Origin of the sequence: Natronincola peptidivorans (genome assembly GCF_900111615.1) — a bacterium.
Taxonomy (GTDB): domain Bacteria; phylum Bacillota; class Clostridia; order Peptostreptococcales; family Natronincolaceae; genus Natronincola_A; species Natronincola_A peptidivorans.
Genome location: NZ_FOHU01000005.1, coordinates 64,445 through 88,409, shown reverse-complemented (window position 1 = coordinate 88,409; position 23,965 = coordinate 64,445). Strand labels below are relative to the sequence as shown.

Sequence of the window (23,965 nt, the reverse complement as noted above, 5' to 3'; positions counted from 1 at the left end):
TAAAAGTACCATCTGACATTAAAGGACTATAGATCAAGTAAAAGTAAAATTAACATAGTAATTTTACAACAGAATTCTCCATTAATGAGAGAACTGTTGCTAAAAATATAAAAAATGGTAGTGTAAAGTAGCTTATGAAAGAGCAAAACAAAATAAAAATGAGGGGGAAATAATAATGAAAAAGAGTTTAAAGTTCATAACAGTGTTATTAGTACTAATGCTAGCAATATCTGCATTTGCTGTAGGGTGTTCTAGCACAAGCGATGCTCCTGCAGGTCAAAATGAAGGCGGAGAAGGTAATACAGCAGGGAACGATTTTCCAACAAAACCTATTGATGTTATTGTATCCTTTGGAGCAGGTGGAGGAACAGATGTAGGTGCACGCATTCTATTACCATATGTAGAAAAAGAATTGGGTGTTCCTATCAATGTAATCAACAAACCAGGAGCAGGAGGTTGGGTAGGTTGGGCAGATCTAGTAAATGAAAATCCTGATGGATATACCTTAGGATACATCAACACCCCAGCTATTATTACAGGTTACCTTAACCCAAATAATAATCGTAGAAATACAATAGATGATTTTGATTTAATTTCTAATCATGTTACAGACTATAATGTAATTGCAGTAAAAGCTGATGATAACCGATTTGAGAACATTGATGATGTAATAAAGCTAGCTCAAGAAACTGAGCTGACAGCAACTTCAACTGGTATTGGTACTGACAACCATATAGCGATACTAACCTTAAACAATGAGTTAGGTACAAACTTTACTACTGTACAAATGGGTGGTGGAAATGAGATTTATGCAGCTGTTTTAGGTGGTCATGTAGATGTATTAATATCAAATGTTGGAGAGGCTACTGCTGGTCATAATAGTGGTGATATTAGAATCCTAGCAGTTTTAGCACCTGAACGTGTGGACTTCATACCTGATGTACCAACTCTTGAAGAAGCAGGCTATGGTGAAATCTATGGTTATTCTGCTCGAGGTATTGCAGCTCCAAAGGATATGGATCCTGCTATACTAGAAAAGATCACTGATGCTTTTGCGAAAGCAATGGAAGATGAAGATCATATTAGAAGAATGGCAGAAATGGGATTACAAGTAAATGCAGTATATGGCGATGAATATTATAATCAAGTGAAACAAGTAGAAGAAAATATTAAACACATAAGTGATTTGCTAGGCTGGTAAAAAGTAAAGAATTTCATCGTATAAATAATTTACAAGTAAGATTTTAGTACCCAGCATACTTTCGGGAATCACCAAGGTATAAATAAGTCTGTGTGACTTCCCGAAAGTATACTATTTTAAGGAGGGAAGAAATGAAACGTATTATTCATCATGATATCTATATTGGAACAATCATGCTCCTTCTTTCAATTGCCATGTTTAGAGAAGTTTATACTATGCCGGAAGGACCTGCTCAATTTCCCAAAATCATTTTATCGTTATTCGCATTTTTCAGCCTATATGTTCTATTCTTAGGCATAAAAAAAACAAAAGTGCTTAATGATAAGTATGCTGATTCTTCCAAAGAAAAAGAAGAAAATTTAACCTTTACAGAGATAAAAATGCCGTTATTAACTTTCTTGGTGATTGCAGGATATGTGGTTGTTATTAGCTTGTTTGGATTCTTTGCTGCTACTACTTTATTTATGGTGTCCTTTATGTGGACATTTAAAGTTAGGTCGTGGAAGATAATGATTCTTAATACACTAGGTATTAATCTATTTATATATCTTTTGTTTGTTCTCCAATTAAATGTACGTTTACCAAAAGGTCTGTTTTTTTAGAAGGATTCTTTAATAGAAAGGGTGATACTTAGTGGTAGGTTTTGAAATAGTACAAATGTTTTTTACAGTACAAACAATTATGGCGCTTTTGGTAGGAACAATAGGTGGTATGTTTATAGGAGCTTTACCAGGATTAAGTGCAACTATGGCTATTGCTTTATTGATCCCTGTAACCTTTGGGATGGAACCTGTGGCAGGTTTGGTAATGTTAAGTGCAATTTACACCTCAGCAGTTTTTGGAGGATCTATTTCAGCAATTCTACTTCATACTCCAGGAACACCTGCTTCAGCAGCAACTGCTTTGGATGGATACGCTTTAACTAAACAAGGGAAAGGGTTAAAGGCTATTGGGATATCAACTATTTCTTCCATGATAGGAGGAACCATAAGTGCTTTGGCTTTATTATTCCTTGCACCGCCATTATCTTTAGTATCTTTAAGGTTCAATGCTCCGGAATATTTTCTCATAGCTATATTCGGATTAACAATTATTGGAAGCTTAGCCGGAGACTCTCTTGTAAAAGGACTTGCATCAGGTGCCTTTGGATTACTGATTGGTTTGATTGGTATGGATTTGATGTATGGATATCCAAGATTCACCTATGGGTTTATGACATTAGAGTCAGGTATTGCACTGGTACCAGCCATGATTGGACTGTTTTCTATATCTCAAGTACTAATTCAATCAGAAAAAATTGCAAAGTTAAAGGGTAAAAAAGAAGAAAAAATTATTGATGTTAATTCACTTGAAGGAACAGTGCTGCCATCTTGGAAGGAATTTAAAAGTATTGTACCAACAATGATAAGATCTTCTGCTATAGGAGTATTGGTGGGAATACTGCCGGGAGCTGGTGGAGACATAGGCTCATGGGTAAGCTATAACGAGGCAAAAAGATTTTCTAAGGAACCAGAAAAGTTTGGAAAGGGTAGTATTGAAGGAATTGCGGCGTCAGAAAGCGCAAACAATGCAGTAACTGGCGGAACGCTAATACCTTTATTGACTTTAGGTATACCAGGGAGTGCAGCAGCAGCTGTATTACTAGGTGGATTGCTGATTCAGGGACTTGTCCCAGGACATGCATTATTTTCTGATTATGCAGGTATTACCTATGCAGTAATATTTGGATTTTTAATAGCGAATATATTAATGGGAATTACAGGACTTTTGATAGCTAAACATATAGTTAAGGTATCAACTATACCAATCGGCATACTATCAGCGCTTATTGTAGTACTTTCAATAGTAGGATCCTATGCAATCAATAATAGTGTAATGGATATCTATGTAATGGCTACATTTGGAGTTATAGGATATTTTATGAGGAAAACTGGTTTTCATCCTGCACCTGTTGTTCTAGCTATGATCTTAGGGCCATTAGCTGAAAGCAGTTTTAAACAATCTGTGGTTATGGCTAAAGGAAATCTAATGACTTATTTCTTTGGGCGTCCTATAAGTATCGTATTGATTGTATTAACTATTTTAGCATTATTTGCACCATTAATGATGAATTATGCTCAGAAAAAAATTCAAAAAAATAATACTGCTAAAAATTAGCATGCGTAAAGAAAATAGAAAAATAATAGGTAGCTCTATAAACAATAGATGGAGAAGGATAAAAATTTACAATAAAGGGGAATAAAACATGAGTAATGTAGGATTTAGAATTTATACAAAAATTAATCGTCCTTCAAGAGAGTTAGTGGAGGCCTTTGCAGATATTCCAGTTGCCAATATTGCAGATAACATGGGAAGAATTACTTGTGTAGATTCATACATCAAGCCCTATAATGAAGCAAAGCTGCTAGGTACTGCATTGACAGTTCGTGCACCTTTAGGAGACAACCTAATGTTTCATAAAGCTATTGACATGGCAGAACCAGGAGATATTATTGTAGTGGATGGAGAAAGCAACATGAATCATGCATTATGTGGCGAAATTATGATGAGACTGGCAATGAAAAAGGGTATAGCTGGCTTCCTAATTGATGGTTGTATAAGGGATGTTGATGCACTAAAAGATCTTGATTTTGCAGTATATGCACGAGGATCAAATCCAAAGGGTCCATATAAGAATGGCCCAGGAGAAATCAATGTTCCTGTAAGCTGTGGCGGGCAAGCGGTTTTGCCTGGGGATATCATTGTGGGAGATTCTGATGGTGTAGTGGTTATAAGACCTGAAGATGCAGAAGACCTTGTGGCTAAAGGAACAAAGCATAATCAAAATGAAGTAAAAGTATTTGAAGAAATAGAGAATGGAACAATAGACAGAAGTTGGGTAGATGAAAGTCTAAAAGCGAAGGGATGTGAAATCATTGAGTAATAATATGAAGATCATCCAATGGGAACCTCTTAGAGACCTGTGTCAAAAGCTATATGAAGCTCAGGGAATGCCGGCAGACGAAGCTTTTTTAGTTGCAGACAGTCTTGTGGATGCTGACCTTAGTGGTGTAGAATCCCATGGAGTAAGCAGGATGCCTATCTACATGAAGAGAATTGAAGAAAAAGTAGTGACAAATAAGTGTAGGGTTGAAGTGGAAAAAGAGTTTCCAGGTGGATTGGCATTAAATGCCTGCAATAGTATGGGGATCGTTGCTGGTGTTAAGGTGATGGAGATGGGAATAAAAAAAGCAAAAGAAAGTGGATTTGCCTTTATTACTGTTAGTCATTCAAATCATTTTGGAACTGCAGCATACTTCACTAGACAGGCATTAAAAGAAAATATGATAGCATTTGCTGCCACGAATGCCCCTTCTACTATGGCTCCTTGGGGTGGAATAAAGGCTTATTTAGGAACGAATCCATTTTCAGTAGCGATACCTGCAGGTGACCAGCTGCCAATTATCATGGATATGGCAACCAGTGTTGTGGCACAAGGAAAAATTATTATGGCTGCAAAAACAAATGAAAGTATTCCTGAAGGTTGGGCTATTAATAAAGAAGGTGTAGTTACCACTGACCCCAAAGAAGCACTAGAAGGAACGGTATTACCTTTTGGTGGACCGAAGGGTTATGGCATAGCATTACTTGTTGACATATTAAGCGGTATTTTATCGGGAGCTATGTTTGGACCTCATTTAAATAACATGTGGAATGATTTTGAAAATCCACAAAATGTAGGACATTGTTTTGCAATTCTAGATATCTCAAAGTATATTGAAGTGGAATCATTTAAGTCGCGAATAGACCAAATGATCCAAGAAATAAAAACTTCGCCAAAAGCAAAGGGTGTGGAAGAAATATTTATGCCTGGAGAAATTGAGCATAGAAAAAGTATGAAACGACGAGAAGAAGGCATCCCAGTATCTAGCGTAGTATATGAAGATTTAAAAGCTTTAGCAGAAAAATGGAATGTGGCATTTACCATTTAAAACAAGAATTCTCATTAGGAGTAAATACAGATTGAATTACTCTTGTAATAATAAGGAGGCTTTGGCTATGTTGAAAATTAGCCAAAGCCTTTGCTATGATGATCCCTTGATATATATTTAAGATATTTAGTTGTATTCTGTCACAAAGGCTGAAGCCGTGCAGCAACGGATCAAAGCGAGGAATGATTATATTGGAGGTATTAGATTATGGTTATTTTAAACGCAGTACAAAGCATGCTAAGTATCATTACATTAATATTGGTAGGATATTTCTTAACAAAAAAAGGCTGGTTTGATCATAACACATCAAAAATTTTCTCGAGATTAGTTGTAACTGTCTCTTTACCAGCATTAATGATTTATAACTTTACAACCTCCTTTACAAAGGGGATGTTTTTAAACTCTACTACAGCGCTAATAATTCCATTTTTATCCATAGGAATCTGTTTTATGATTAGTATTTTACTCTCCTATTTTTTTGTAGAGAAAAACAAAAGAGGAATATTTCAAACTATGTTTACTGCTGCAAATACTGTTTTCATAGGAATACCGGTTAATATTGCATTGTTTGGAGAAGATAGTATTCCATATGCATTATTATATTATGTTGCTAATACATTATTTTTCTGGACTATTGGGGTTATGAAAATCAGTGGCGATGGGGGAAAGGTGAAAGAAAATATTTTTTCAATAGCTACAGCTAAATCTCTTTTATCTCCTCCTATTATCGGATTTGTTATTGGGATAGTTCTTGTAATTCTGGAAATTAGATTACCCATCTTTTTAATAGATACAAGCAGATACCTAGGAAATCTAACAACACCTTTATCTCTGCTCTTTATTGGGATGACCTTTCATTCTGTAGATTTTAGTAAAATAGTCCTTAGCACTGATGGCATTCTATTATTTCTTGGTAGATTTTTGATTTCACCTTTGATAGTATATGGACTATCCATCTATTTTCCAATTCCATCCTTGATGCTGAAGGTTTTTATCATCCAGGCGGCGATGCCCATTTTAGCGCAGGCAGCAATTGTGGCGAAGGCCTATGAAGGCGACTATGAATATGCCACTGTGATGATCACCCTTACTACTATTGCCAGTGCATTTATTATTCCTATTTATATGGTGCTATTACAATGATATAAATGACTAATTCAGAAATATATTATAGGGTTAATACAGGTAATTGGAAAGGAATAGTTAAAGAGATGATCTAACTATTTGGTATAACAGGCGTTGTGGCTCAGGTCCTTATGATTTCAACAGTAGTACCTACAGTTATATACATAGCACTTATTGCTGTTGAGTATGCAAACTACCCTGATTTCTCTTCCCAAACAGTAATGTTTTCTACTATGTATAGTGCTGTCAGCCTTGTTGCTGTAATTTATGCAGCAAGAATTCCTATGCCTATTCTATAGAGGCAAAAAAGTGTATAGGGCAGAACTTAAGTATGCTGGCATTAGACTGATTCTATAATAGCATAAAAAGTAGATGGCTACTATTTGCCTGTTGAAATATTTGACAATAGATTATGTCGGGAGTATAATATGGAGATATGACTATAATGATAAAGCAAAGGAAGAAATAATAATTATGACGGACATCATCGCGAGAATAATACCAATTATCTTATTGATTTCACTAGGCCAATACCTTCGTTACAAGGAATTTTTTCATCAGAAGACTATTGATGAAATAAAAAATGTAGTAATCAATATTGCACTATCAGCTGTTTTATTCATTGCATTTTTCAACATGGATTTAATGGCGGAATATTTCCTAGTGTTTATAATAATCTTTCTTGTACTAATTATTTTCTTTTTAATAGGATTAGCTTTAAATAATTATCAACAATTTCATCATCCATTAATGCCCTTTATCACATCAGGGTTTTCCTTTGGGTTTCTAGGGATCCCTTTGTTTACAACTGTTTTTGGGATTGAGAATTTAGGGATGCTGTCTATCATAGGAGTGGGGCATGAGTTTTTCATATGGATATTGTTTTATCCAGCGATGCGCATGCGATTTAAAAACGAGAAATTTTCTGTGGGTATGGCAAAGGATATTTTATTCTCACCATTAATGATCAGTATTGCCTTGGGAATGTTCTTTAATATTGCTGATTTGGGGGATTGGATTCAAGGTAATGCAATCCCAAACGGTTTTTATGTCACTGTACAGTACTTAGCTGATTTAGCAACTCCCTTAATGCTAATCATTATAGGATTTGGTTTGAGATTCAATAAAAGATATATGAAGCAAAGCATAAAATTTTATATAATTCGTATGATGATTATCCTGACAATAGGATACGCTACCAAATATTTGATCATTGATAGGATTATGCCATCAAGTGAAATGTTTAATTATGCCTATTTTACATTTTTGATTTTACCTCCGCCTCTATCTTTATCAATATTTGTTGGCAGTTATAGCTCTAAGGAAAATGAAGAATTAGCCAATAACACGGTTGTTTTAAGTACAGTAATGAGTATTGCAATATTCATCTTATTTATGTTATTTTTATAAAAAACTAAATTTCCTCTAATAATGGAAAATTAATCAACACCTGTCTAAAATCTATGACAGGTGTTTTTATGGTATAATATGGTTGTAAACTTAGAATAGGGTGTGAAGAATTTGAAGCTGGATAGATTATTATCGATTTTAGTGGTTCTACTTAGAAAAGAACGAGTGCAAGCCAAAGAATTGGCAGAAATGTTTGATGTTTCTGTTAGAACGATCCTTCGTGATATTGATGCAATAGATCTAGCAGGGATACCTATTGTAACCTATCAAGGAGTAAATGGTGGTATTGGCATTGCAGAAGGATATCGACTAGACAGAAGCCTTCTCACCTCTGAGGATATGGCTGAAATTATTACCACATTAAAGGGTGTTGCAGGCAGTATACCTCATAGCAGACAGGAGATTGTTATTGGAAAGCTTGAAAATACTATGGAGCCATCACAGCTAGAAAAGCTTCAAAACAAGGCAAATCAGTTAATCATTGATTTATCTCCATGGGGAGGCAATGAAGCCTTTAAAGAGAAAATTGCAGCTATAAAGAAGGCGATAAACACCCATAAGGAGATTCAGTTGATTTATAAAGACGCAGAAGGAGAAAAAACAGAACGGAAAATTGAACCTTACTCATTGGTGCTAAAGGGACAGAAGTGGTACTTATATGGATGGTGTTCCATGAGGGAGGACTTTCGTTATTTTAAGCTAATTAGGATACAAGAATTATCTGTTTTAGATACAATCTTTCAACCTAAAGAGGCAAAACCTCAGCAGCTTTACTGGGAGGATGACTGGAAGCAGTCCAATAACATGATTGAGGTAGAATTGATTTTTCAAAAAGAAGTGGAGGACATTGTAGGTGATTGGTTTCAAGGGGATGCCATAAAAAGTCAGGATGGCAGCCTAATGGTAAAAACGTTACTTCCAGAAAACAAAGGACTTTATGGATTTCTTCTAAGCTTTGGCACGATGGTAGAGGTAATAAATCCTCCTCATATTCGATCCAACCTGGGAAAAATAGCTGGAGAAGTTTATAAAAAATATTTCTAGAAACATGACCAACTGTTGTCATGTTTAGAATGGTATAATCTAGAAAAACAAAGGAGGTAACTATAATGAATTACAAAATTGAGTTAACTGAGGAAGCAATACAACCAGTGCTGTCTATTCGCACAAGAACTACTGTTGATAATCTATCAGAGGAGATAGGTAAAGCCTACGGAGTGATTCTACAGTATCTAAAGGAAATAGGAGAAGAGCCATTAGGGGTGGCTTTCGCTGCATACTACAACATGGATATGCAGGATCTGGATGTAGAAATGGGATTCCCCGTCTCAAAGCCATTGGAGGGAAAAGGGGAGATTAAGGCCAGTGAAATTCCAGGGGGAAAACAGGTATCCTGTATGTATAAAGGGCCTTACAAGGAAATGGAACCTACATACAATGCTATGATGCAGTGGATGAAAGACAATGGACATACAGCAACAGGAGCAGCCTATGAGTTTTACTATAATTCACCGATGGATGTACCAGAAAGTGAGCTTTTAACAAAGATTGTGTTTCCATTAAAATAAGCTGTAAGGAGTGGGATAATGAATACAAGAGATTTAGTTTTAGATGGTTTATATACACCAACCTATGAAGAGATAGTTGTTTATATCAATGAACCCCAAAGGCTTCTATGGGAGGATTTTAACACTTTTATACAACAATCTTACAACACTTCACCTAAGATAGCCTATAGCAAATGCTCTGGGAAACCTGGGTGGAATATAAAATATAAAAAATCAAACAAATCTCTTTGTACTCTATACCCAGAAAAGGAAGGCTTTGTTGTACTGTTGGTGGTTTTACTAGAGATGGTACCAATCATTGAAGCCATGGCAGAGGAATTTCAGTCGGAGGTTTTGGAGGTAATAAGATCTGCTAAGCCCTTTAATGGAACCCTTTGGCTGATGATTGAGGTGAAGGAAGGGGTAGTGCTGGAGGATGTGAAGCAGCTGCTGCTGATGAAGCATCCACCCAAAGGCTTAAACAAGAGTAAATGATTTGATGTTTCTGAATAGGATAATTAAGGACTTAGGATCTCCTAGGTCCTTGTTCTTTTTGTGTAATTGGATTTAGAGTAAAGGATTTATTAAAAATATGTCTAATATATAATGAAGACCATGCTATTGATTTGTTTTACATACGATAGCTTTTATAATCAAAGCTTTGGATAAATCCAAGTGTAAAATAGCAATAATAAGGGTAAATTAGAAATGCTATGATATACAATAAGTAAGAAGGAAAGGAGTTTTAAGATGAATACTATGCTATTAGAGAAATATGCTAGGTTACTGGTGAAAACAGGAATAAACATCCAAAAGAATCAAACCCTGATGATTCATTCTCCTATAGAAGCCGCTGATTTTACTAGGATTATAGCAAGAATTGCCTATGAGGAGGGTGCAAGGGATGTAGTAATAAATTGGAAGGATGAGTTAACCTCTAAAATAAAATACCTACACGCTCCAGAAGAAGTTTTTGAAGAATTTCCAAATTGGCAAAAGGAAATGTATATTTCCTACGCATCAGAAGGAGCGGCTTTCCTAAGTATCTCTGCCTCAGATCCTGAGCTTATGAAGGATGTAGCAGCCACAAGGATAGCTAAAGCACAGAAAACCGCCAGTACCGCTTTAAAGGAATATAGAGAAAGACTCATGGAAAACAAAAACACTTGGTGTGTAGCATCTATTCCAACCAAAGCTTGGGCTAAAAAAGTATTTTCTCATCTATCTGAAGAAGAGGCGGTTCAAAAACTATGGACAGCTATACTTGAGGCTGTAAGAGTAAATACTGAGGACCCTGTTGATGCTTGGCAGCAGCATAAAGATAATCTTAAAAAACGAACAGAATTTTTAAATACGAATAGGTTCAAGCTTTTACACTTTAAAAATTCGCAGGGAACAGATTTAAAAATACAACTATCTGAAGAACATCTATGGATTGGAGGCTCTGAGTATACCCCTGAGGGCGTAGAGTTTATTGCTAATATGCCAACAGAGGAGGTATTTACTGCCCCCAGTAAAAATGGCGTAAATGGAACTGTTGTCAGCACAAAGCCTTTTAATTATAACGGAAACTTGATTGAAGATTTTACCTTTACCTTTAAAGATGGAAAAATAGTAGGTTTTACTGCCAAGAAAGGCTATGACACCTTGAAGGGGATCATGGAAACAGATGAAGGGGCCCATTATCTCGGGGAAGTTGCTCTAGTACCCTATAACTCGCCTATCTCCAATGCTAATATACTGTTTTATAATACGCTTTTTGATGAAAATGCATCTAGTCATTTAGCCTTAGGTAAAGCATATCCAGTATGTATAAAGGATGGAGAGAACAAAAGCAAAGAGGAATTAGATAAATTAGGTGTCAATGATTCTTTAGTACATGAAGACTTCATGATAGGTACACCAGATCTTGAAATAATAGGTATCACTGCAGAAGGAAAGGAAATACTCATATTTAAAGATGGAAATTTTGCCTTTTGATGTAAAAAACAAGAGCTCCACTTAAGAAGGATATTACGAGAAGAGAAGGTGACAAAGTGATAGAATTAGGGATAATACAGAAGCTAGAGATAGTAAAAATCACCTCAGATGGAGGATTCCTTGCAGCACAGCAGGATAACAATAGAGAAAGCATCCTATTGTCTAGCAAAGAGCTACCGGAGGAAGCCAAAGTAGGAGATGAAATTGAGGTCTTTGTTTATAGAGATTCACAGGATGAAATGGTTGCCACGACAAGAAAACCAAAGATTACCCTAGGAAGGATCGCCCTTCTGAGGGTAGTAGAAGTTACAAAGATTGGTGCTTTTTTAGATTGGGGATTAGAAAGGGATTTATTGCTACCGTTTAAAGAGCAAACCAAAAGAGTCCAACAGGGTGAAGACTATTTAGTAGGTATGTACATAGATAAAAGCAATAGACTCTGTGCAACCATGGAGATTTATAAGCTTCTCAGCAGTGAATCTCCCTATAAAGAAGAGGATAAGGTTCACGGAATCATCTATCAAATTCATAAAGAGCTAGGAGGATTTGTCGCCGTTGATTATCAATATCATGGATTGATCCCGCAGCAGGAGCTATATGGTGGATATGATGCAGGAGACGAAATAGAGGCTAGAGTAACAAAGGTGAAAGAGGATGGAAAACTAGATTTAAGCTTAAGAGAAAAAGCCTATAAGCAAATGGATAAAGATGCAGAGGTTATAGTAAATAAATTGAAAGTGAATAATGGAGCATTGGCTCTAAATGATAACAGTGATCCCAGTAAGATAAAAGATGAATTAAACATGAGCAAACGTGCTTTTAAACGAGCAACAGGAAGGCTGTTGAAGGAAGGCATCATTAGCTTCACAGAGAAGGGCATAGAATTGATGAAAAAATAAATATTGAATCCTTTTATTAGTTGTGTCATCCAGCGAAAACAAATTGACGGAGTCAAATTGGTTATGTTTTAATGAATAGTAGAGGATATATTTTTATGCGCAAATGATGAAGCAACAATCGTGAGGTGCTGGATGAAAAAAAGTACAGGAACAAAAAAAGATGCATACTATATAGGTATAACGAGTCTACTATTCATAGGAAGTTGTATTTTCTTTAAAGTCTCTTTAGTATGGGGGTTTATAGGAAGTATTCTAATGACTATAGCGGTGTTGACTAAAAGAGGTTTTTCTTTGTATGCCTTAAAAGATATGATGTTAGAGGGTATAAAGGAATGCAAATCAATCTATGTACTGATTCTGCTTATAGGGGCCACTATTTCCATTTGGATGTCCTCAGGAACTGTACCTGCCATGATTTATTATGGGTTTCAATATATGGAAGGGATGAACTTTTTATTTTCTGCTTTTTTGTTTACCTCAGTGATGGCAATTTTTATAGGCACAGCTGTAGGTACCATAAGTACCATTGGCATAGCTATATTAGGCATGGGCAGGGGATTTGGCATACCGGAAGGTGTATTATTAGGAGTGATTATTTCTGGCGCTTATCTGGCAGACAAAATTTCTCCCATATCTGGACTATTAAATCTTACTCTATCCACTATGGAAACCACCTATAGGGACACTTTAAGAACCATGATGAAGACCTTGATGCCAGTATATTTTCTAACGGCAGGGATTTATTATTTTATCGGCGGCAGATATTCCATCACTGCTGACATAGATAGCTTAGAATTATACAAAGCCACCATATTACAAGAATTTTATATCTCGCCATTATTATTATTACTACCGATCGGTGTTTTATGCCTATCTATTGTAGGTATAAAGATGCTGTCAACAATAACCTTAGGTTTAGTAAGTGGAATATTTATAAGTTTTGGATTACAAAAAATGTCTATTTTAGACTTAGCCTATGCTATTGTTTTTGGATACAAAGGAAACACTGCTTCAGCAGAGTTAAATAGTATTCTTCATAGTGGGGGGATGGTCTCCATGTTGGAGGTAGTATTAATTGTTGCTGGTGCCATTGGCCTAAGCAGTATATTAGAAAAATCTGGATTGATTCATCTTGTTATCAATAAAACCATTTCTAGTACAAAAACAAAAGGACAATTAATTTTCAAGACGGGTATTATTAGTAGCGTATTGACAATTGTCACCTGTGATCAAGCGGCAGGAGTTATCATTCCAGGAAAGCTATTCAAAGAAAAATATCACCAGCTGGGTTTAGATAATAAGGTATTAGCTAGAACCATTTCAGACACAGGTACCATCATAGCACCAATAATCCCTTGGAATATCAATGCATTAATTATCAGTATGATTACTGGTGTTTCAGCCATAAGCTATATCCCCTATGCGGTACTTTGCTACATCTTTCCAATCATAACAGTTATTGTAGGCAGAGGGCTAAGAGAGGGAAAACAAGCTGGTGTTGAGCCTAATTGGTAACTAAGCTGTAAAATACATTTTTTTAAAAATTTTCTATGAATGCATCTGCAAATCAGTAGGTGCATTTTCCTATTTTTCAGAAAAAGCAAATATTTATCAAAATTTGTTGAAGAACAGCAAAAGCGTAGTTATAATAAATGTGAGGTATATAAAATAACTAATTTGAAAACTTTATTAGAATATAAGTAATTAAGAAATACTAATGACAAAAAGAAAACTAGGTAAGTATATAGGAAGGGATAGCTGTTATGAAGGATAATCAGTACATGTTAGATAACTATAAGATTATAGGAAATAAGTTTAAAGAAGAAAATCAATTGGATAAGGCCCTGCACTTTTTTCAAAAAGCTTATGGATGTAAGGGCGGAAATGAAGATATAGATCTTTTATTAGATATGGGATTGATCTATGATGAGTTAGGGGAGTATGATGCCGCAAAGGAAAAGTACCAAGAAGTGTTACATATCGATCCTCAGGAGGCTAGGGGCTATTATAGCTTGGCTATAGCCTATGACAATGAAAAGAAATATATGAAGGCAATTAAATATTATAAAAAAGCTATAGAAATTGACCCTTACTATGATAGAGCGTATTTTTTCTTAGCAAATGCCTATGATGAAATAGGACAAAAGAAGGTAGCTGCACAGTATTATAAAAAGGTGATAGAATTAGATCCAGAAGATTTTTGGGCCCATATTAATCTAGGATCTATCTATGAAGAAATCAATGAAAATCAACTATCACTTGAAATGACTCAAAAAGGCTTAGAAATGGACCCTGAGCATTATAAAGCACTCTTTAATATGGGGGTAGTACTAAAAAAGATGGGTAAGAGTGAAGAGGCCATTAATTATTATTTGGATTCCATTGAAAAAAATCCTCATTTTCCATATAGCTATTTCAATCTAGCAATCATTTATAAAGAAAAGGAAGAATTCCAGAAAGGCGTAGATGCTCTTAGTAAAGCAATTGGCTTTAATAAAGAAGTAGCAGTACTGTACTACAATAGAGCCTGTTTATATGCCTTGATGAATTTATACGAAAAGGCCATGAGGGACCTGATTGCTGCTACAGAATTAGACCCTGATTTAGTTGAATATATGAAGCAAGATGAAGAATTAAACCCTTTAAGAACTATGGAAGTTTATCAACTGATGTTTGAAGAATAGGATCTTCTTGTTTTTCTTTTTTCTAGATTTTATAATGAAAGTATATACATTAAATAGGGAAAGATAAAATTGAGAAAGAGAGACTATGAATAGACGCAAAATATTCCTAGTCTTCTTTTTTATTTATATTTAGGCTATGATATAAGCAAGAGGAGTTGATAATTCTGAAAAAGCAAAAGCATATCTATGAAAAACGATGGAAGTATTATGATAAAAAATGGAAAGAACTGGAGAAATCCATAAACAACATCGGTAATTGGAGACTAATAACAGCCATCACCGGTATTATCGTAGCAGGTATTTCTAATAGGATGAATTTGTACTATCTATTTTGGAGCAGTATGATTATCTTCATAGGAATATTTGTTTATCTAGTGGCAGTATATAATAGAGTAAAAAACTTCAACCATTGTATACAGCTCCTCAGAAGAATTAATGAAACCGCCATGGATCGGTTACACGGAAAATGGACAAAATTTAAAGATACAGGAGAAGAATTTCGAGATGAAAGCCACCAATTCTCTCAAGATCTTGACATTTTTGGGAAAGGCTCTTTATTCCAATGGACAAATACTGCTGAAACTTATCATGGCAGAAAAAAGCTTAATGAATTCCTTACTAAGCCTTGCCATAGCAGTACTATATTATATAAAAGACAGGAGACAATAAAAGAGTTAAGTAGAAAGCTATGGTGGAGACAAAAATTTCAGATGGAAGCTATGAGGATAAATGATAAAAAACTAAATGAAGCTACACTACTAAATTGGGCTACACATCAATACCCTTTTTATAGGAAAAAGTGGGTAGGATTCGGGATAAAGCTGCTGCCCATAGCGACAATATTATCTATTTTCTTAGCTTTTGGTGCTCATAGGATTTCAAAAATCATTCCTATTTTAGCAATCATTATCCATATCTGCTTATTACTTATCAAGGTAAAGAAAAGAAACCATATACTCAATACTGTATTTCAATACAAAAACAATATTAAAACCTATGGAAAAATGTTAATACACTTTGAAACAACCAGTTATGATAGTAAATATATAAAGGATCTACAGAAATCCTTAGTTAATCAAGAAGGGACTAAGGCCTTTCATCAGATAAACAAACTAGAAACTTTAGTAGACAGCATTTCCAATAGAAGTAATTTTGTATTCTTACCAATCAATATTATTACCCTATGGGATTATCAATGTATGGTGGCATTAGAAAGATGGAAGGAACAGTCAGGAGGATTGATCGAAAAATGGTTAGAAGTCCTAGGAGAAATGGAGGCATTATCTAGCTTAGCCAGTATAAGCTTTGATTATCCTCACTGGACAATGCCAAAGTTTACAGAGAAGCCTTCAGTTTTTGAAACAAAAAACCTTGGGCATCCTTTGCTGACAAATAACCAGGTAGACAACGATGTGACTATTATGGAGCCATCAAGGATATTATTAATCACCGGCTCTAACATGTCAGGGAAAAGCACCTTATTGAGAACAGCTGGTATAAATCTTGTATTAGCCTACTCCGGAGCACCTGTTTGTGCCAGTTATTTCCAATGTTCCTTTATGAAAATATTTACTTGCATGCGGATTAGTGATAATTTAGAAAAAAGCATATCTTCCTTTTATGCAGAGCTGCTGCGAATCAAAGAAATTGTAAAAGCTGCAGAAGGAGAAGGTCAGGTTTTTTTCCTGCTGGATGAAGTTTTTAAAGGAACCAACTCACAGGATAGGCATATTGGAGCTAAGCGATTGATAAATAAACTTTATGGTCTTGACAGCATGGGGATGGTATCCACTCATGATCTTGAGCTGGGGGAAATAGAAAAAGAAAGCAATGGAAAAATAAGAAACTATCACTTCCAGGAATATTATAAGGATAATAAAATATATTTTGACTATAAACTAAGGCCTGGAGTTTCCACCACAAGAAATGCTTTATATCTAATAAAGATGGCTGGAATTGAAGGGTAAATAAAAAAAACCTGCCTGTATAAATATGGTTAGGTTTTATTCTTTAAAGGTTAATAAGGTTAACATAACATAAAGAATATTGGTAATTATCGCATGAATATTGACAATAAACCTATACATATATCAATCTGTTGGCAGGTTGGTTGAATATTTAATTTTGTATATTTATTATTATAACAGCTGCTTATTATAATACAATGAATAAACTACAAAGAAAGCTAAAGAAACTATTAAGAAATTGTTAAGATTGATAGAAACAAGCATAAAAAAGATTTAACGGAAAATAGAAAGGATTTTAAATAATAATGGAAGAATGACATAAAATAAAAGTATCGAATATAATAAATAAGATGCAGAAATAACTTGGAGGTGTTACAATGAAAAGCATTACCTATGGAGAGTTAAGCTTTGATGGGGTTTGTGAAATAATTAAAGAGTACACCAGCAAGGATTTAGAAGTAGATTATGTTATTTCTGTTGGTACAGATTCGCAAAATATGGATAATTATACAAAAATGGTTTCAGTAATTGCTTTGGTTCGCAAAGGAAAAGGCGGTATCTTTTTCTATGACATCAAAAAACTAAAGAGGATTAGAAATATAAGACAGAAGATATTTAGGGAAACCCAAGATAGCATCGAGCTAGCAACAAAGGTAATGGAATTTCTTAATAATAATAGTATTCATGCTTCTCTAGAGGTGCATGTAGATATCGGAAATAATGGAGAGACAAAGCATTTAATCAAGGAAATAGCAGGATGGGTAGTAGGATCAGGATTTAGATGCTGTTTAAAACCAGAGGCCTATACCTCTACCGGGATTGCTGATAAGATTTCAAAGCGAGGAAGTAGAGTTTGTTAGATATAGTCAATTATTTTAAAATTGTAGAATGAAAAACTAGTATTATTATAAATACTATAGTAATATGGATAAAGAGGTAAATATACCCATAATCACAGAAGAGAGGAAGATGTAGATGGAAAATCCAATTGTTACTATTACCATGGAAGATGGAAGTGTAATGAAGGCAGAGCTTTATCCTGATATCGCTCCTAATACGGTAAATAATTTTGTTTCCTTAATCAAAAAAGGATTTTATAATGGGGTGATTTTTCACCGAGTGATTCCTGGTTTTATGATCCAGGGTGGAGATCCTGAGGGAAAGGGGATCGGTGGACCTGGTTATTCCATCAAAGGTGAGTTTTCATCCAATAGTTTTAAAAACGATTTAAAGCATGAAAAGGGTGTGCTTTCTATGGCTAGATCTATGCATCCTAACTCAGCAGGTTCTCAGTTTTTTATCATGGTAGCTAAATCTCCTCATCTTGATGGAGAATATGCTGCATTTGGCAAATTAATAGAAGGTGTAGAAGTAGCAGAAAAAATTGTAGCAGTCAAGAGAGACAATCAAGATAAGCCTTTAGAAGTTCAAAGAATGAAAGAAGTTACAGTTGATACTTTTGGTGAGGAGTACCCAGAGCCCAAAATCGTATAAAGTAGATTTAAAGCAACTGACTGATACAGCCTTTACTGTAGAGGAAGGTTGTTTTTTTATTTTATAGAAAGGTACAAAAATTTTTAGACCCTAGCTTGTGATTCATGTCTATAAATGCTAAAATAAGTATAATTGAAGTATATATTAATTAATTGTAATAGTCAGGATGATATTAATCCTAGAGGGAAGGAATGATAAATTTGTTGGGGAAAAGAATTCGAGAGATAAGACATAAAAAAGGGATGACACTAAATGAACTTGCTTCAGAGATAGATGTTACTGCAAGTTATATATCACAAGTTGAGAGAAACATTATTGAACCGTCCTTATCATCCTTAAGAAAGATTGCTGTTGCCTTAGGCGTACCACTGTTCACTTTTTTGCAAGATGATTCAGTGGATCCTGTGGTGGTGAGGGCATCTGAGAGAAAAAAATTAGCTTTGCCGGAAAGCAGTATTATCTATGAGTTTGTCACTCCTATGGTGTCGGATACAAAAATAAAGCCTAAAATGGAAATCATATTCTTTACACTTGAACCAAAATCATGGACAAGCGACGAAAATATTACACACGAAGCAGACGAATGTATTTTTGTTATTGAAGGACAACTGGAAATCTTCCTAGAGGAAAAGAAATACTGCTTAGAGTCGGGGGATAGTGTATATATCAAAGAAAATATTGGTCATAGATTTTATAATCCCACAGATGAAATCATAAGAGGTATTACCATTATCACACCCCCTATCTATTAAGCATATACTAATTACCAATAGCTTTTTAAAGCCTTTATATCAAAATATGGTATAAAGGCTTTTATTTAGGGTATCTTTAGTAAAAGAATACTGTTAAAATGATATAGAATATAATGCAAATAAAAATTTTTATAGAACTTGATTAAGAAGGGAGCAAAGTCCTATGAATATAGAAGAAGTACAGAAAAATTCTTGTTGAACCCCGGTATCCAATAGTACTTCTAGTCTAGAAGTAAAGCTTAAGAATAAAATGAATGAGAAAGAAGAAGTGATTAGCAATAAAAGAATACAGCATGCATTAGATGGCGTAATCACCTCTTCAGTAGGGGAGATACCAGTTATTAAATCCCAAATAACCATGAAGGATACCTTGGGGGGGATAGGTGTTCGAGCAGGCATCAACAGAAATAATTATAAGGTTCCTATAGGGATGTATGCAGTGGGAAAACCAACGGGTGATTCGCCTGTTTTGGTGACAGGGAATTATAAGCTTACGGTAGATGCGTTGAGAAAAGAATTGACAGATCTAGATGTGTGGATGATGGTTATTGATACAAAAGGCGTTAATATATGGTGTGCTGCTGGAAAGGGTACCTTTTCTACGGAAGAGATTATTTTCAGGATAAAGAAAAATAAATTGGAGGAATTAGTCAATCATAAAAGAATTATTCTTCCACAGCTAGGTGCATCAGGGGTAGTGGCCCATGAGATTTATAAGCATTCAGGCTTTAAAGTAATCTATGGTCCTATTAGAGCAGAAAGCATTAAAGATTTTTTAGCCAACAATGAAGCAACAGAAGAAATGAGAAAGGTAACCTTTCATTTAAAAGAAAGATTGACGGTGTCAGTCTTAGAAACAGTATATGGTCTAAAATACTGCCCCATTATCTTTACATTCTTTATGCTTTTACAGCTGTTTTCTGGTGAATATACTACACCGGTGGAGCTACTGTTTTTTAGCCTTATGAATACTTTACCCTACTTAGGTGCTATTTTGATGGGGACAATAGGATTAGCAGCCATGCTGCCTATATTGCCCTTTAGGATGTTTTCTATGAAGGCTTTGATATTGGGGTTGATTTGGAGTGGTATTGTTATAGCCAACAACAGTATTTTCCTATATGGTAATAATGCCATGGTATTAACTGGACATATGCTATTATTGACTTCAATCACCACATTTTTAGGTTTAAACTTTACTGGTTCTTCCACCTATACATCCTTATCAGGTGTATTAAGAGAAACTGTACGGACGGTTTCTGCTATGGCAGTGACCTCTATTGTAGGTCTATTATTATTAATCATAGATGTGTTTATATGATGGTGAGGAGGGATAAAGATGTCTTTACAATATATAAAAGATGTTGCAAATATAAAGTTTGATAAAAATAAATGTATTGGCTGTGGCATGTGTCTAGATGTTTGCCCCCATGAGGTTTTTGCCATGACCATAAACGGAGTTGTCTTAGAGAAGAAAGATAATTGTATAGAATGTGGAGCCTGTTCTAAAAACTGTCCTGTTGAAGCAATAGAGGTAAAAGCAGGGGTGGGATGAGCTTATGCCATTATAAAAGGCTGGCTTACAGGCAGTGAGCCTACATGCTAAAGATTTTTCAAGGACTTGTTCAGTAGTCCTTCTTTTTCTGGGTTACAAGAGGCTAACAAATCCTCCCAACTACAATAAAGTAGTCTTGTAGAAAATAATGTCAAAATATAGGGAGGGAAAAAATATTCAATGAGTATTTTTAAGCAGGTATCCAACAATAATAATCGAATTATAATGACTATAAAGGATAAAACAAGACAAGGAAAAGCATTACTATTTTTGCTATTAGTTTAAAAGATGAAAAGATAATATGCAGATAATCAATCACCTATTTGTCCCAAAACTGCATGAGAAGAGAGGAGCAAAGCAATGTCAAATAAACCCATAGACTTAAAAAAACTAGTCATCTATTATTCCTTTGAAGGGAATACAAGATTTATTGCAGAAGCCATAGCTAGAAGTATTGATGCTGATATTTTAGAGCTTAAACCAAAACAAGAAATAGCCTCTAAAGGTTTTATGAAATATGTTTGGGGTGGAAGTCAGGTTGTTATGAAAAAGAGGCCGGAGCTATGTCCATTAGACGTAGACCCTTTAGACTATGATGTGATATTTATTGGAAGCCCCGTCTGGGCATGGACCTTTGCGCCACCTTTAAACACCTTTTTTGATGCTGTAAAAATAACGAAGAAAAAGGTAGCATTATTTAGCTGTAATGGTGGACAAAATGGAAAAACATTTGATAATATGGAAGCAGTGTTACAAAGCAATGAAGTCATTGGTAAAATAGAATTCCTAGATCCTTTGAAGAAGAATAAAGAAAAAAATGCTGAGAAAGCAGAGGAATGGGCAAAAACTATTGTAAACAATCTATAAATTCAAAATAAGGACGTGACAATAATTGGAACATGAAAATCGATATCTACCAATATTAGCAGGGATAGCTGTAGCAATAATTTTTGGTTTTTCTTTTTTATTTACCAAAGAGGCATTAGATATTTTTGCTCCTTTTCATTTATTAAGCTTTAGGTTTGCCTTTGCTGTAATACTATTAGTGGCATTGCAGATATTAGGGATAATAAAAATAAATTTTGCAGGAAAAAGACTGCATGTGTTGTTGTTTTTGTCTTTATTTCAACCAGTTTTATATTTTGTATGTGAAACCCTAGGCGTCAATATGACTTCAGCTTCGGAAGCCGGTATGATGATTGCAGTAATACCTATCGTAACGACAATTCTTGCAGCGATTTTTTTGCAGGAAAGACCAACAAAAATGCAAACATTTTTTGTGCTCTTCTCTGTTCTGGGGGTAATATTTATCATCTTTATGACAGGAAATATTGATTTAGGAGAAAGCTTTGCGGGGATGTTTGTGTTATTGGGAGCAGTTTTTGCCGCCGCCGCCTTTAATATACTATCAAGAAAATCTTCTTTATATTTTAATCCAGTAGAGATTACCTATGTAATGATGTGGATAGGGTTTCTTACCTTTACTAGCATAGCAGTTGCACAGCATATCTATCAGGGTAACTTAGTTGATTACTTTGTTCCTTTGAGAAATACAAAGGCCATCATTTCTGTTGTATATTTAGGAGGATTATCCTCTGTTACTGCATTCTTTATGATGAATTATATGTTATCAAAGATTGAAGCCACTAAATCGTCAGTATTAGCAAATCTAGTAACAATAATTTCTATTATAGCTGGAGTGATTTTTAGAAATGAACCCTTCTATTGGTTTCATGGGGTTGGCGCTCTAATGATTTTACTGGGGGTATGGGGAACCAACTATTTTGTAAAACAAGATAAATACTATGAGTTAAAATTCCATGCAATAAAGCGGTCATAGATGATAGCAGGTATAAATACAAAGAATTTAGAATAAGATGGGCACTTTATAGTAATATAGTAAAAGGAAGATAAGTGCTTGAATCATAAATAGACAGCCATCAATGCTGTCTATTTCAGACTGAAGACAAAGCATGAAGCTTACTTACAAACCCGATTTTTCAAACTTAAGTAAATGATTAGCGAAGTTAAAATAAAAGAGCGTAAGATAATCAGATAAGAGTTTTCAACTGTTTGAGCGAAGCGAGTTTTGAAAACTCCTGATTATCTTTAAGCTCATTCCTGCCCTGGTCCTGAGCGGATTTACATAGTTTTAAAAATGGTAGGGTTTGTCTACAAGCTGAGACATCCATAAGCGCTTTATATTTGCTATCCTTCCTTTACAATAATTTTTCTATGCTATCGCCAGCCTCAAGAGCAGTAATGATAGCAGCAATATCTTTATAGGATGTATTGGCACTATATACCCTCTGAAATCTTTGCTGAGCCAAAGACATTTTACCTAGCTTAGCATAGGCAACGCCAAGATAATAGTGACAATCGATATAAGGTTCTTCCATTCTTCTTTTTCTTCCTATAGCATTTTTAAAGGCTTCCACTGCAATTTCATATTGATGCTTTCCTATAAAGCAAAGTCCCTTATAATAATTTTTCCATAATGGAAAGTTGATGTGCTCCTCTATCTCCTCAGGCAAAGTCTCCAAAAGTTTTAAAGCAAAGTCATAATCCCCTTTCTCTACTGCCATGGCTATGGTGGTAGCCTTAGGAGGCCAGTAGTATAAAGAAGAAAGGCTATTGGTATCTAATCTGTGAAAAAAATCCTTATAAATAGTATAGGCCTTCTCTAGCTTACCCAGTTCTAAACAGCATTCTGCTTTTGTTAAGCTTAGATCCTGAGATGCATTAGGATGAGATAAAACATGGTCAATAGCCTCTATACAAGCTTCATATTTTTTTGTCTTAAAATAGTTAACGGCATCTTGATAGTTTTTAGCGGCAAAATCTGTTTTTTTTCTCCATGCTCCCTTACCATAGATACATAGCAGACCAATAATGAGAAAGGACAAGCTTTTAAAGCTTGCAAATATAAAACCGATGCCTATTAACCCTAATAAAGACTGAAGATGATATTGTTTGCTTCTTAATGTATGAGGAACCTCCTGTGGCATATAAGGACTATAAAGATCCTTACTGGTAACCTCAAGACGACGCTTTTCTTTACTAGATTTACTTTGTTTTAAAGATTTTTCTTTAACATAAGAAATGCCTGTACCGGGTATAGAAGCTGTGGTACGGATTCCTCGGGGTCCTACACCCATCCTCAGACCTTTAACACCACTGCTAACTCCTAACCCACTTTTACTAATATTTAATCGTATACCTTTCCCAAGATTTACACTTTTCCTAAACCTTAATCCCATGGTGGTTTACCTCCCTTAAGTTATAGAATAAAATCCCCACTATAGATACACATTATGAGGGTATTATATTTGCCGAATCATCTATAAAACTATGATTACATAATAACCCATTAAATGCAA

General features: G+C 34.9%; 24 protein-coding genes. 23 read left to right on the top strand and 1 reads right to left on the bottom strand.

Translation table 11 applies throughout. The features are described 5' to 3' along the window. The first annotated feature begins 175 nt into the window (after nucleotides 1–175). The 23 genes from BMX10_RS07645 (at nucleotide 176) to BMX10_RS07540 (ending at nucleotide 22,425) form a co-directional block, all read left to right on the top strand. Nucleotides 176–1,201: a tripartite tricarboxylate transporter substrate binding protein gene (locus BMX10_RS07645; RefSeq protein WP_090441857.1), complete on the top strand. Its 1,026-nt coding sequence runs from the start codon at nucleotides 176–178 to the stop codon at nucleotides 1,199–1,201. Between the two features lie 131 nt (nucleotides 1,202–1,332). Continuing rightward, nucleotides 1,333–1,803: a tripartite tricarboxylate transporter TctB family protein gene (locus tag BMX10_RS07640; protein ID WP_090441854.1), complete on the top strand. Its 471-nt coding sequence runs from the start codon at nucleotides 1,333–1,335 to the stop codon at nucleotides 1,801–1,803. Nucleotides 1,804–1,834: 31 nt separating this feature from the next. Next, nucleotides 1,835–3,358: a tripartite tricarboxylate transporter permease gene (locus BMX10_RS07635; protein ID WP_244272666.1), complete on the top strand. Its 1,524-nt coding sequence runs from the start codon at nucleotides 1,835–1,837 to the stop codon at nucleotides 3,356–3,358. Between the two features lie 88 nt (nucleotides 3,359–3,446). Next, nucleotides 3,447–4,124, top strand: coding sequence for an RraA family protein (locus BMX10_RS07630; RefSeq protein WP_090441851.1), 678 nt, complete (start codon nucleotides 3,447–3,449; stop codon nucleotides 4,122–4,124). Further along, complete coding sequence (locus tag BMX10_RS07625) at nucleotides 4,117–5,172, top strand: Ldh family oxidoreductase (protein ID WP_090441848.1); 1,056 nt, start codon at nucleotides 4,117–4,119, stop codon at nucleotides 5,170–5,172. The genes BMX10_RS07630 and BMX10_RS07625 overlap by 8 nt, the downstream gene beginning before the upstream one ends. 207 nt (nucleotides 5,173–5,379) lie before the next feature. Then, nucleotides 5,380–6,315: an AEC family transporter gene (locus BMX10_RS07620; protein ID WP_090441844.1), complete on the top strand. Its 936-nt coding sequence runs from the start codon at nucleotides 5,380–5,382 to the stop codon at nucleotides 6,313–6,315. Nucleotides 6,316–6,428: 113 nt separating this feature from the next. Then, a complete protein-coding gene (locus BMX10_RS17985; protein ID WP_170834732.1) occupies nucleotides 6,429–6,596 on the top strand; it encodes a hypothetical protein in 168 nt (55 codons plus the stop codon). Nucleotides 6,597–6,771: 175 nt separating this feature from the next. Further along, nucleotides 6,772–7,707, top strand: a complete 936-nt coding sequence (locus BMX10_RS07615; RefSeq protein WP_090441842.1) for an AEC family transporter — start codon at nucleotides 6,772–6,774, stop codon at nucleotides 7,705–7,707. A 111-nt stretch (nucleotides 7,708–7,818) separates the two neighbouring features. Next, on the top strand, nucleotides 7,819–8,751 hold the full coding sequence (locus BMX10_RS07610) for a helix-turn-helix transcriptional regulator (RefSeq protein WP_090441839.1): 933 nt from the start codon (nucleotides 7,819–7,821) through the stop codon (nucleotides 8,749–8,751). 65 nt (nucleotides 8,752–8,816) lie between these two features. Next, nucleotides 8,817–9,275 (top strand): GyrI-like domain-containing protein, encoded by a 459-nt coding sequence (locus BMX10_RS07605; RefSeq protein ID WP_090441836.1) that lies wholly within the window; start codon nucleotides 8,817–8,819, stop codon nucleotides 9,273–9,275. Nucleotides 9,276–9,293: 18 nt separating this feature from the next. Continuing rightward, a complete protein-coding gene (locus BMX10_RS07600) occupies nucleotides 9,294–9,749 on the top strand; it encodes a DUF3788 domain-containing protein (protein WP_090441833.1) in 456 nt (151 codons plus the stop codon). A 255-nt stretch (nucleotides 9,750–10,004) separates the two neighbouring features. Next, on the top strand, nucleotides 10,005–11,234 hold the full coding sequence (locus BMX10_RS07595; protein WP_090441831.1) for an aminopeptidase: 1,230 nt from the start codon (nucleotides 10,005–10,007) through the stop codon (nucleotides 11,232–11,234). A gap of 56 nt (nucleotides 11,235–11,290) precedes the next feature. Next, nucleotides 11,291–12,133 carry a CvfB family protein gene (locus BMX10_RS07590; RefSeq protein WP_090441828.1) on the top strand — a complete coding sequence of 281 codons (843 nt, stop codon included), beginning with the start codon at nucleotides 11,291–11,293 and terminating at the stop codon, nucleotides 12,131–12,133. 132 nt (nucleotides 12,134–12,265) lie between these two features. Further along, nucleotides 12,266–13,648 (top strand): Na+/H+ antiporter NhaC family protein, encoded by a 1,383-nt coding sequence (locus BMX10_RS07585; protein WP_090441824.1) that lies wholly within the window; start codon nucleotides 12,266–12,268, stop codon nucleotides 13,646–13,648. Between the two features lie 248 nt (nucleotides 13,649–13,896). Then, nucleotides 13,897–14,817 (top strand): tetratricopeptide repeat protein, encoded by a 921-nt coding sequence (locus tag BMX10_RS07580; RefSeq protein ID WP_090441821.1) that lies wholly within the window; start codon nucleotides 13,897–13,899, stop codon nucleotides 14,815–14,817. Between the two features lie 155 nt (nucleotides 14,818–14,972). Beyond that, the gene (locus BMX10_RS07575) at nucleotides 14,973–16,784 is read left to right on the top strand and encodes a MutS family DNA mismatch repair protein (RefSeq protein ID WP_090441819.1); all 1,812 of its coding nucleotides are present in this window, start codon (nucleotides 14,973–14,975) and stop codon (nucleotides 16,782–16,784) included. Between the two features lie 377 nt (nucleotides 16,785–17,161). Next, nucleotides 17,162–17,644 (top strand): ribonuclease H-like YkuK family protein, encoded by a 483-nt coding sequence (locus BMX10_RS07570; RefSeq protein WP_090441816.1) that lies wholly within the window; start codon nucleotides 17,162–17,164, stop codon nucleotides 17,642–17,644. 115 nt (nucleotides 17,645–17,759) lie between these two features. Then, the gene (locus tag BMX10_RS07565) at nucleotides 17,760–18,278 is read left to right on the top strand and encodes a peptidylprolyl isomerase (RefSeq protein WP_090441813.1); all 519 of its coding nucleotides are present in this window, start codon (nucleotides 17,760–17,762) and stop codon (nucleotides 18,276–18,278) included. A 191-nt stretch (nucleotides 18,279–18,469) separates the two neighbouring features. Then, the gene (locus BMX10_RS07560; protein ID WP_090441810.1) at nucleotides 18,470–19,030 is read left to right on the top strand and encodes a helix-turn-helix domain-containing protein; all 561 of its coding nucleotides are present in this window, start codon (nucleotides 18,470–18,472) and stop codon (nucleotides 19,028–19,030) included. 163 nt (nucleotides 19,031–19,193) lie between these two features. Next, on the top strand, nucleotides 19,194–20,351 hold the full coding sequence (hgcA, locus tag BMX10_RS07555) for a mercury methylation corrinoid protein HgcA (protein ID WP_252989030.1): 1,158 nt from the start codon (nucleotides 19,194–19,196) through the stop codon (nucleotides 20,349–20,351). Between the two features lie 18 nt (nucleotides 20,352–20,369). After that, nucleotides 20,370–20,585, top strand: a complete 216-nt coding sequence (locus BMX10_RS07550) for a 4Fe-4S dicluster domain-containing protein (protein ID WP_090441804.1) — start codon at nucleotides 20,370–20,372, stop codon at nucleotides 20,583–20,585. 360 nt (nucleotides 20,586–20,945) lie between these two features. Next, nucleotides 20,946–21,452 carry a flavodoxin family protein gene (locus BMX10_RS07545; RefSeq protein WP_090441801.1) on the top strand — a complete coding sequence of 169 codons (507 nt, stop codon included), beginning with the start codon at nucleotides 20,946–20,948 and terminating at the stop codon, nucleotides 21,450–21,452. A 25-nt stretch (nucleotides 21,453–21,477) separates the two neighbouring features. Beyond that, complete coding sequence (locus BMX10_RS07540; protein WP_090441798.1) at nucleotides 21,478–22,425, top strand: DMT family transporter; 948 nt, start codon at nucleotides 21,478–21,480, stop codon at nucleotides 22,423–22,425. Nucleotides 22,426–22,804: 379 nt separating this feature from the next. Here the strand turns inward: BMX10_RS07540 and BMX10_RS07535 are convergent, their stop codons facing one another. Beyond that, nucleotides 22,805–23,845, bottom strand: coding sequence for a DUF4236 domain-containing protein (locus BMX10_RS07535; protein WP_090441795.1), 1,041 nt, complete (start codon nucleotides 23,843–23,845; stop codon nucleotides 22,805–22,807). Between the last annotated feature and the right edge of the window lie 120 nt (nucleotides 23,846–23,965).

Bases quoted from the DNA above. Each gene is read 5' to 3' on its own strand.
- BMX10_RS17985 (WP_170834732.1), top strand. From the start codon at position 6,429: ATGATTTCAACAGTAGTACCTACAGTTATATACATAGCACTTATTGCT.
- BMX10_RS07615 (WP_090441842.1), top strand. From the start codon at position 6,772: ATGACGGACATCATCGCGAGAATAATACCAATTATCTTATTGATTTCA.
- BMX10_RS07585 (WP_090441824.1), top strand. From the start codon at position 12,266: ATGAAAAAAAGTACAGGAACAAAAAAAGATGCATACTATATAGGTATA.
- BMX10_RS07545 (WP_090441801.1), top strand. From the start codon at position 20,946: ATGTCAAATAAACCCATAGACTTAAAAAAACTAGTCATCTATTATTCC.
- BMX10_RS07565 (WP_090441813.1), top strand. From the start codon at position 17,760: ATGGAAAATCCAATTGTTACTATTACCATGGAAGATGGAAGTGTAATG.
- BMX10_RS07645 (WP_090441857.1), top strand. From the start codon at position 176: ATGAAAAAGAGTTTAAAGTTCATAACAGTGTTATTAGTACTAATGCTA.
- BMX10_RS07640 (WP_090441854.1), top strand. From the start codon at position 1,333: ATGAAACGTATTATTCATCATGATATCTATATTGGAACAATCATGCTC.
- BMX10_RS07605 (WP_090441836.1), top strand. From the start codon at position 8,817: ATGAATTACAAAATTGAGTTAACTGAGGAAGCAATACAACCAGTGCTG.
- BMX10_RS07570 (WP_090441816.1), top strand. From the start codon at position 17,162: ATGAAAAGCATTACCTATGGAGAGTTAAGCTTTGATGGGGTTTGTGAA.
- BMX10_RS07560 (WP_090441810.1), top strand. From the start codon at position 18,470: ATGATAAATTTGTTGGGGAAAAGAATTCGAGAGATAAGACATAAAAAA.
- BMX10_RS07535 (WP_090441795.1), bottom strand. From the start codon at position 23,845: ATGGGATTAAGGTTTAGGAAAAGTGTAAATCTTGGGAAAGGTATACGA.
- BMX10_RS07595 (WP_090441831.1), top strand. From the start codon at position 10,005: ATGAATACTATGCTATTAGAGAAATATGCTAGGTTACTGGTGAAAACA.
- BMX10_RS07580 (WP_090441821.1), top strand. From the start codon at position 13,897: ATGAAGGATAATCAGTACATGTTAGATAACTATAAGATTATAGGAAAT.
- BMX10_RS07620 (WP_090441844.1), top strand. From the start codon at position 5,380: ATGGTTATTTTAAACGCAGTACAAAGCATGCTAAGTATCATTACATTA.
- BMX10_RS07630 (WP_090441851.1), top strand. From the start codon at position 3,447: ATGAGTAATGTAGGATTTAGAATTTATACAAAAATTAATCGTCCTTCA.
- BMX10_RS07600 (WP_090441833.1), top strand. From the start codon at position 9,294: ATGAATACAAGAGATTTAGTTTTAGATGGTTTATATACACCAACCTAT.
- BMX10_RS07550 (WP_090441804.1), top strand. From the start codon at position 20,370: ATGTCTTTACAATATATAAAAGATGTTGCAAATATAAAGTTTGATAAA.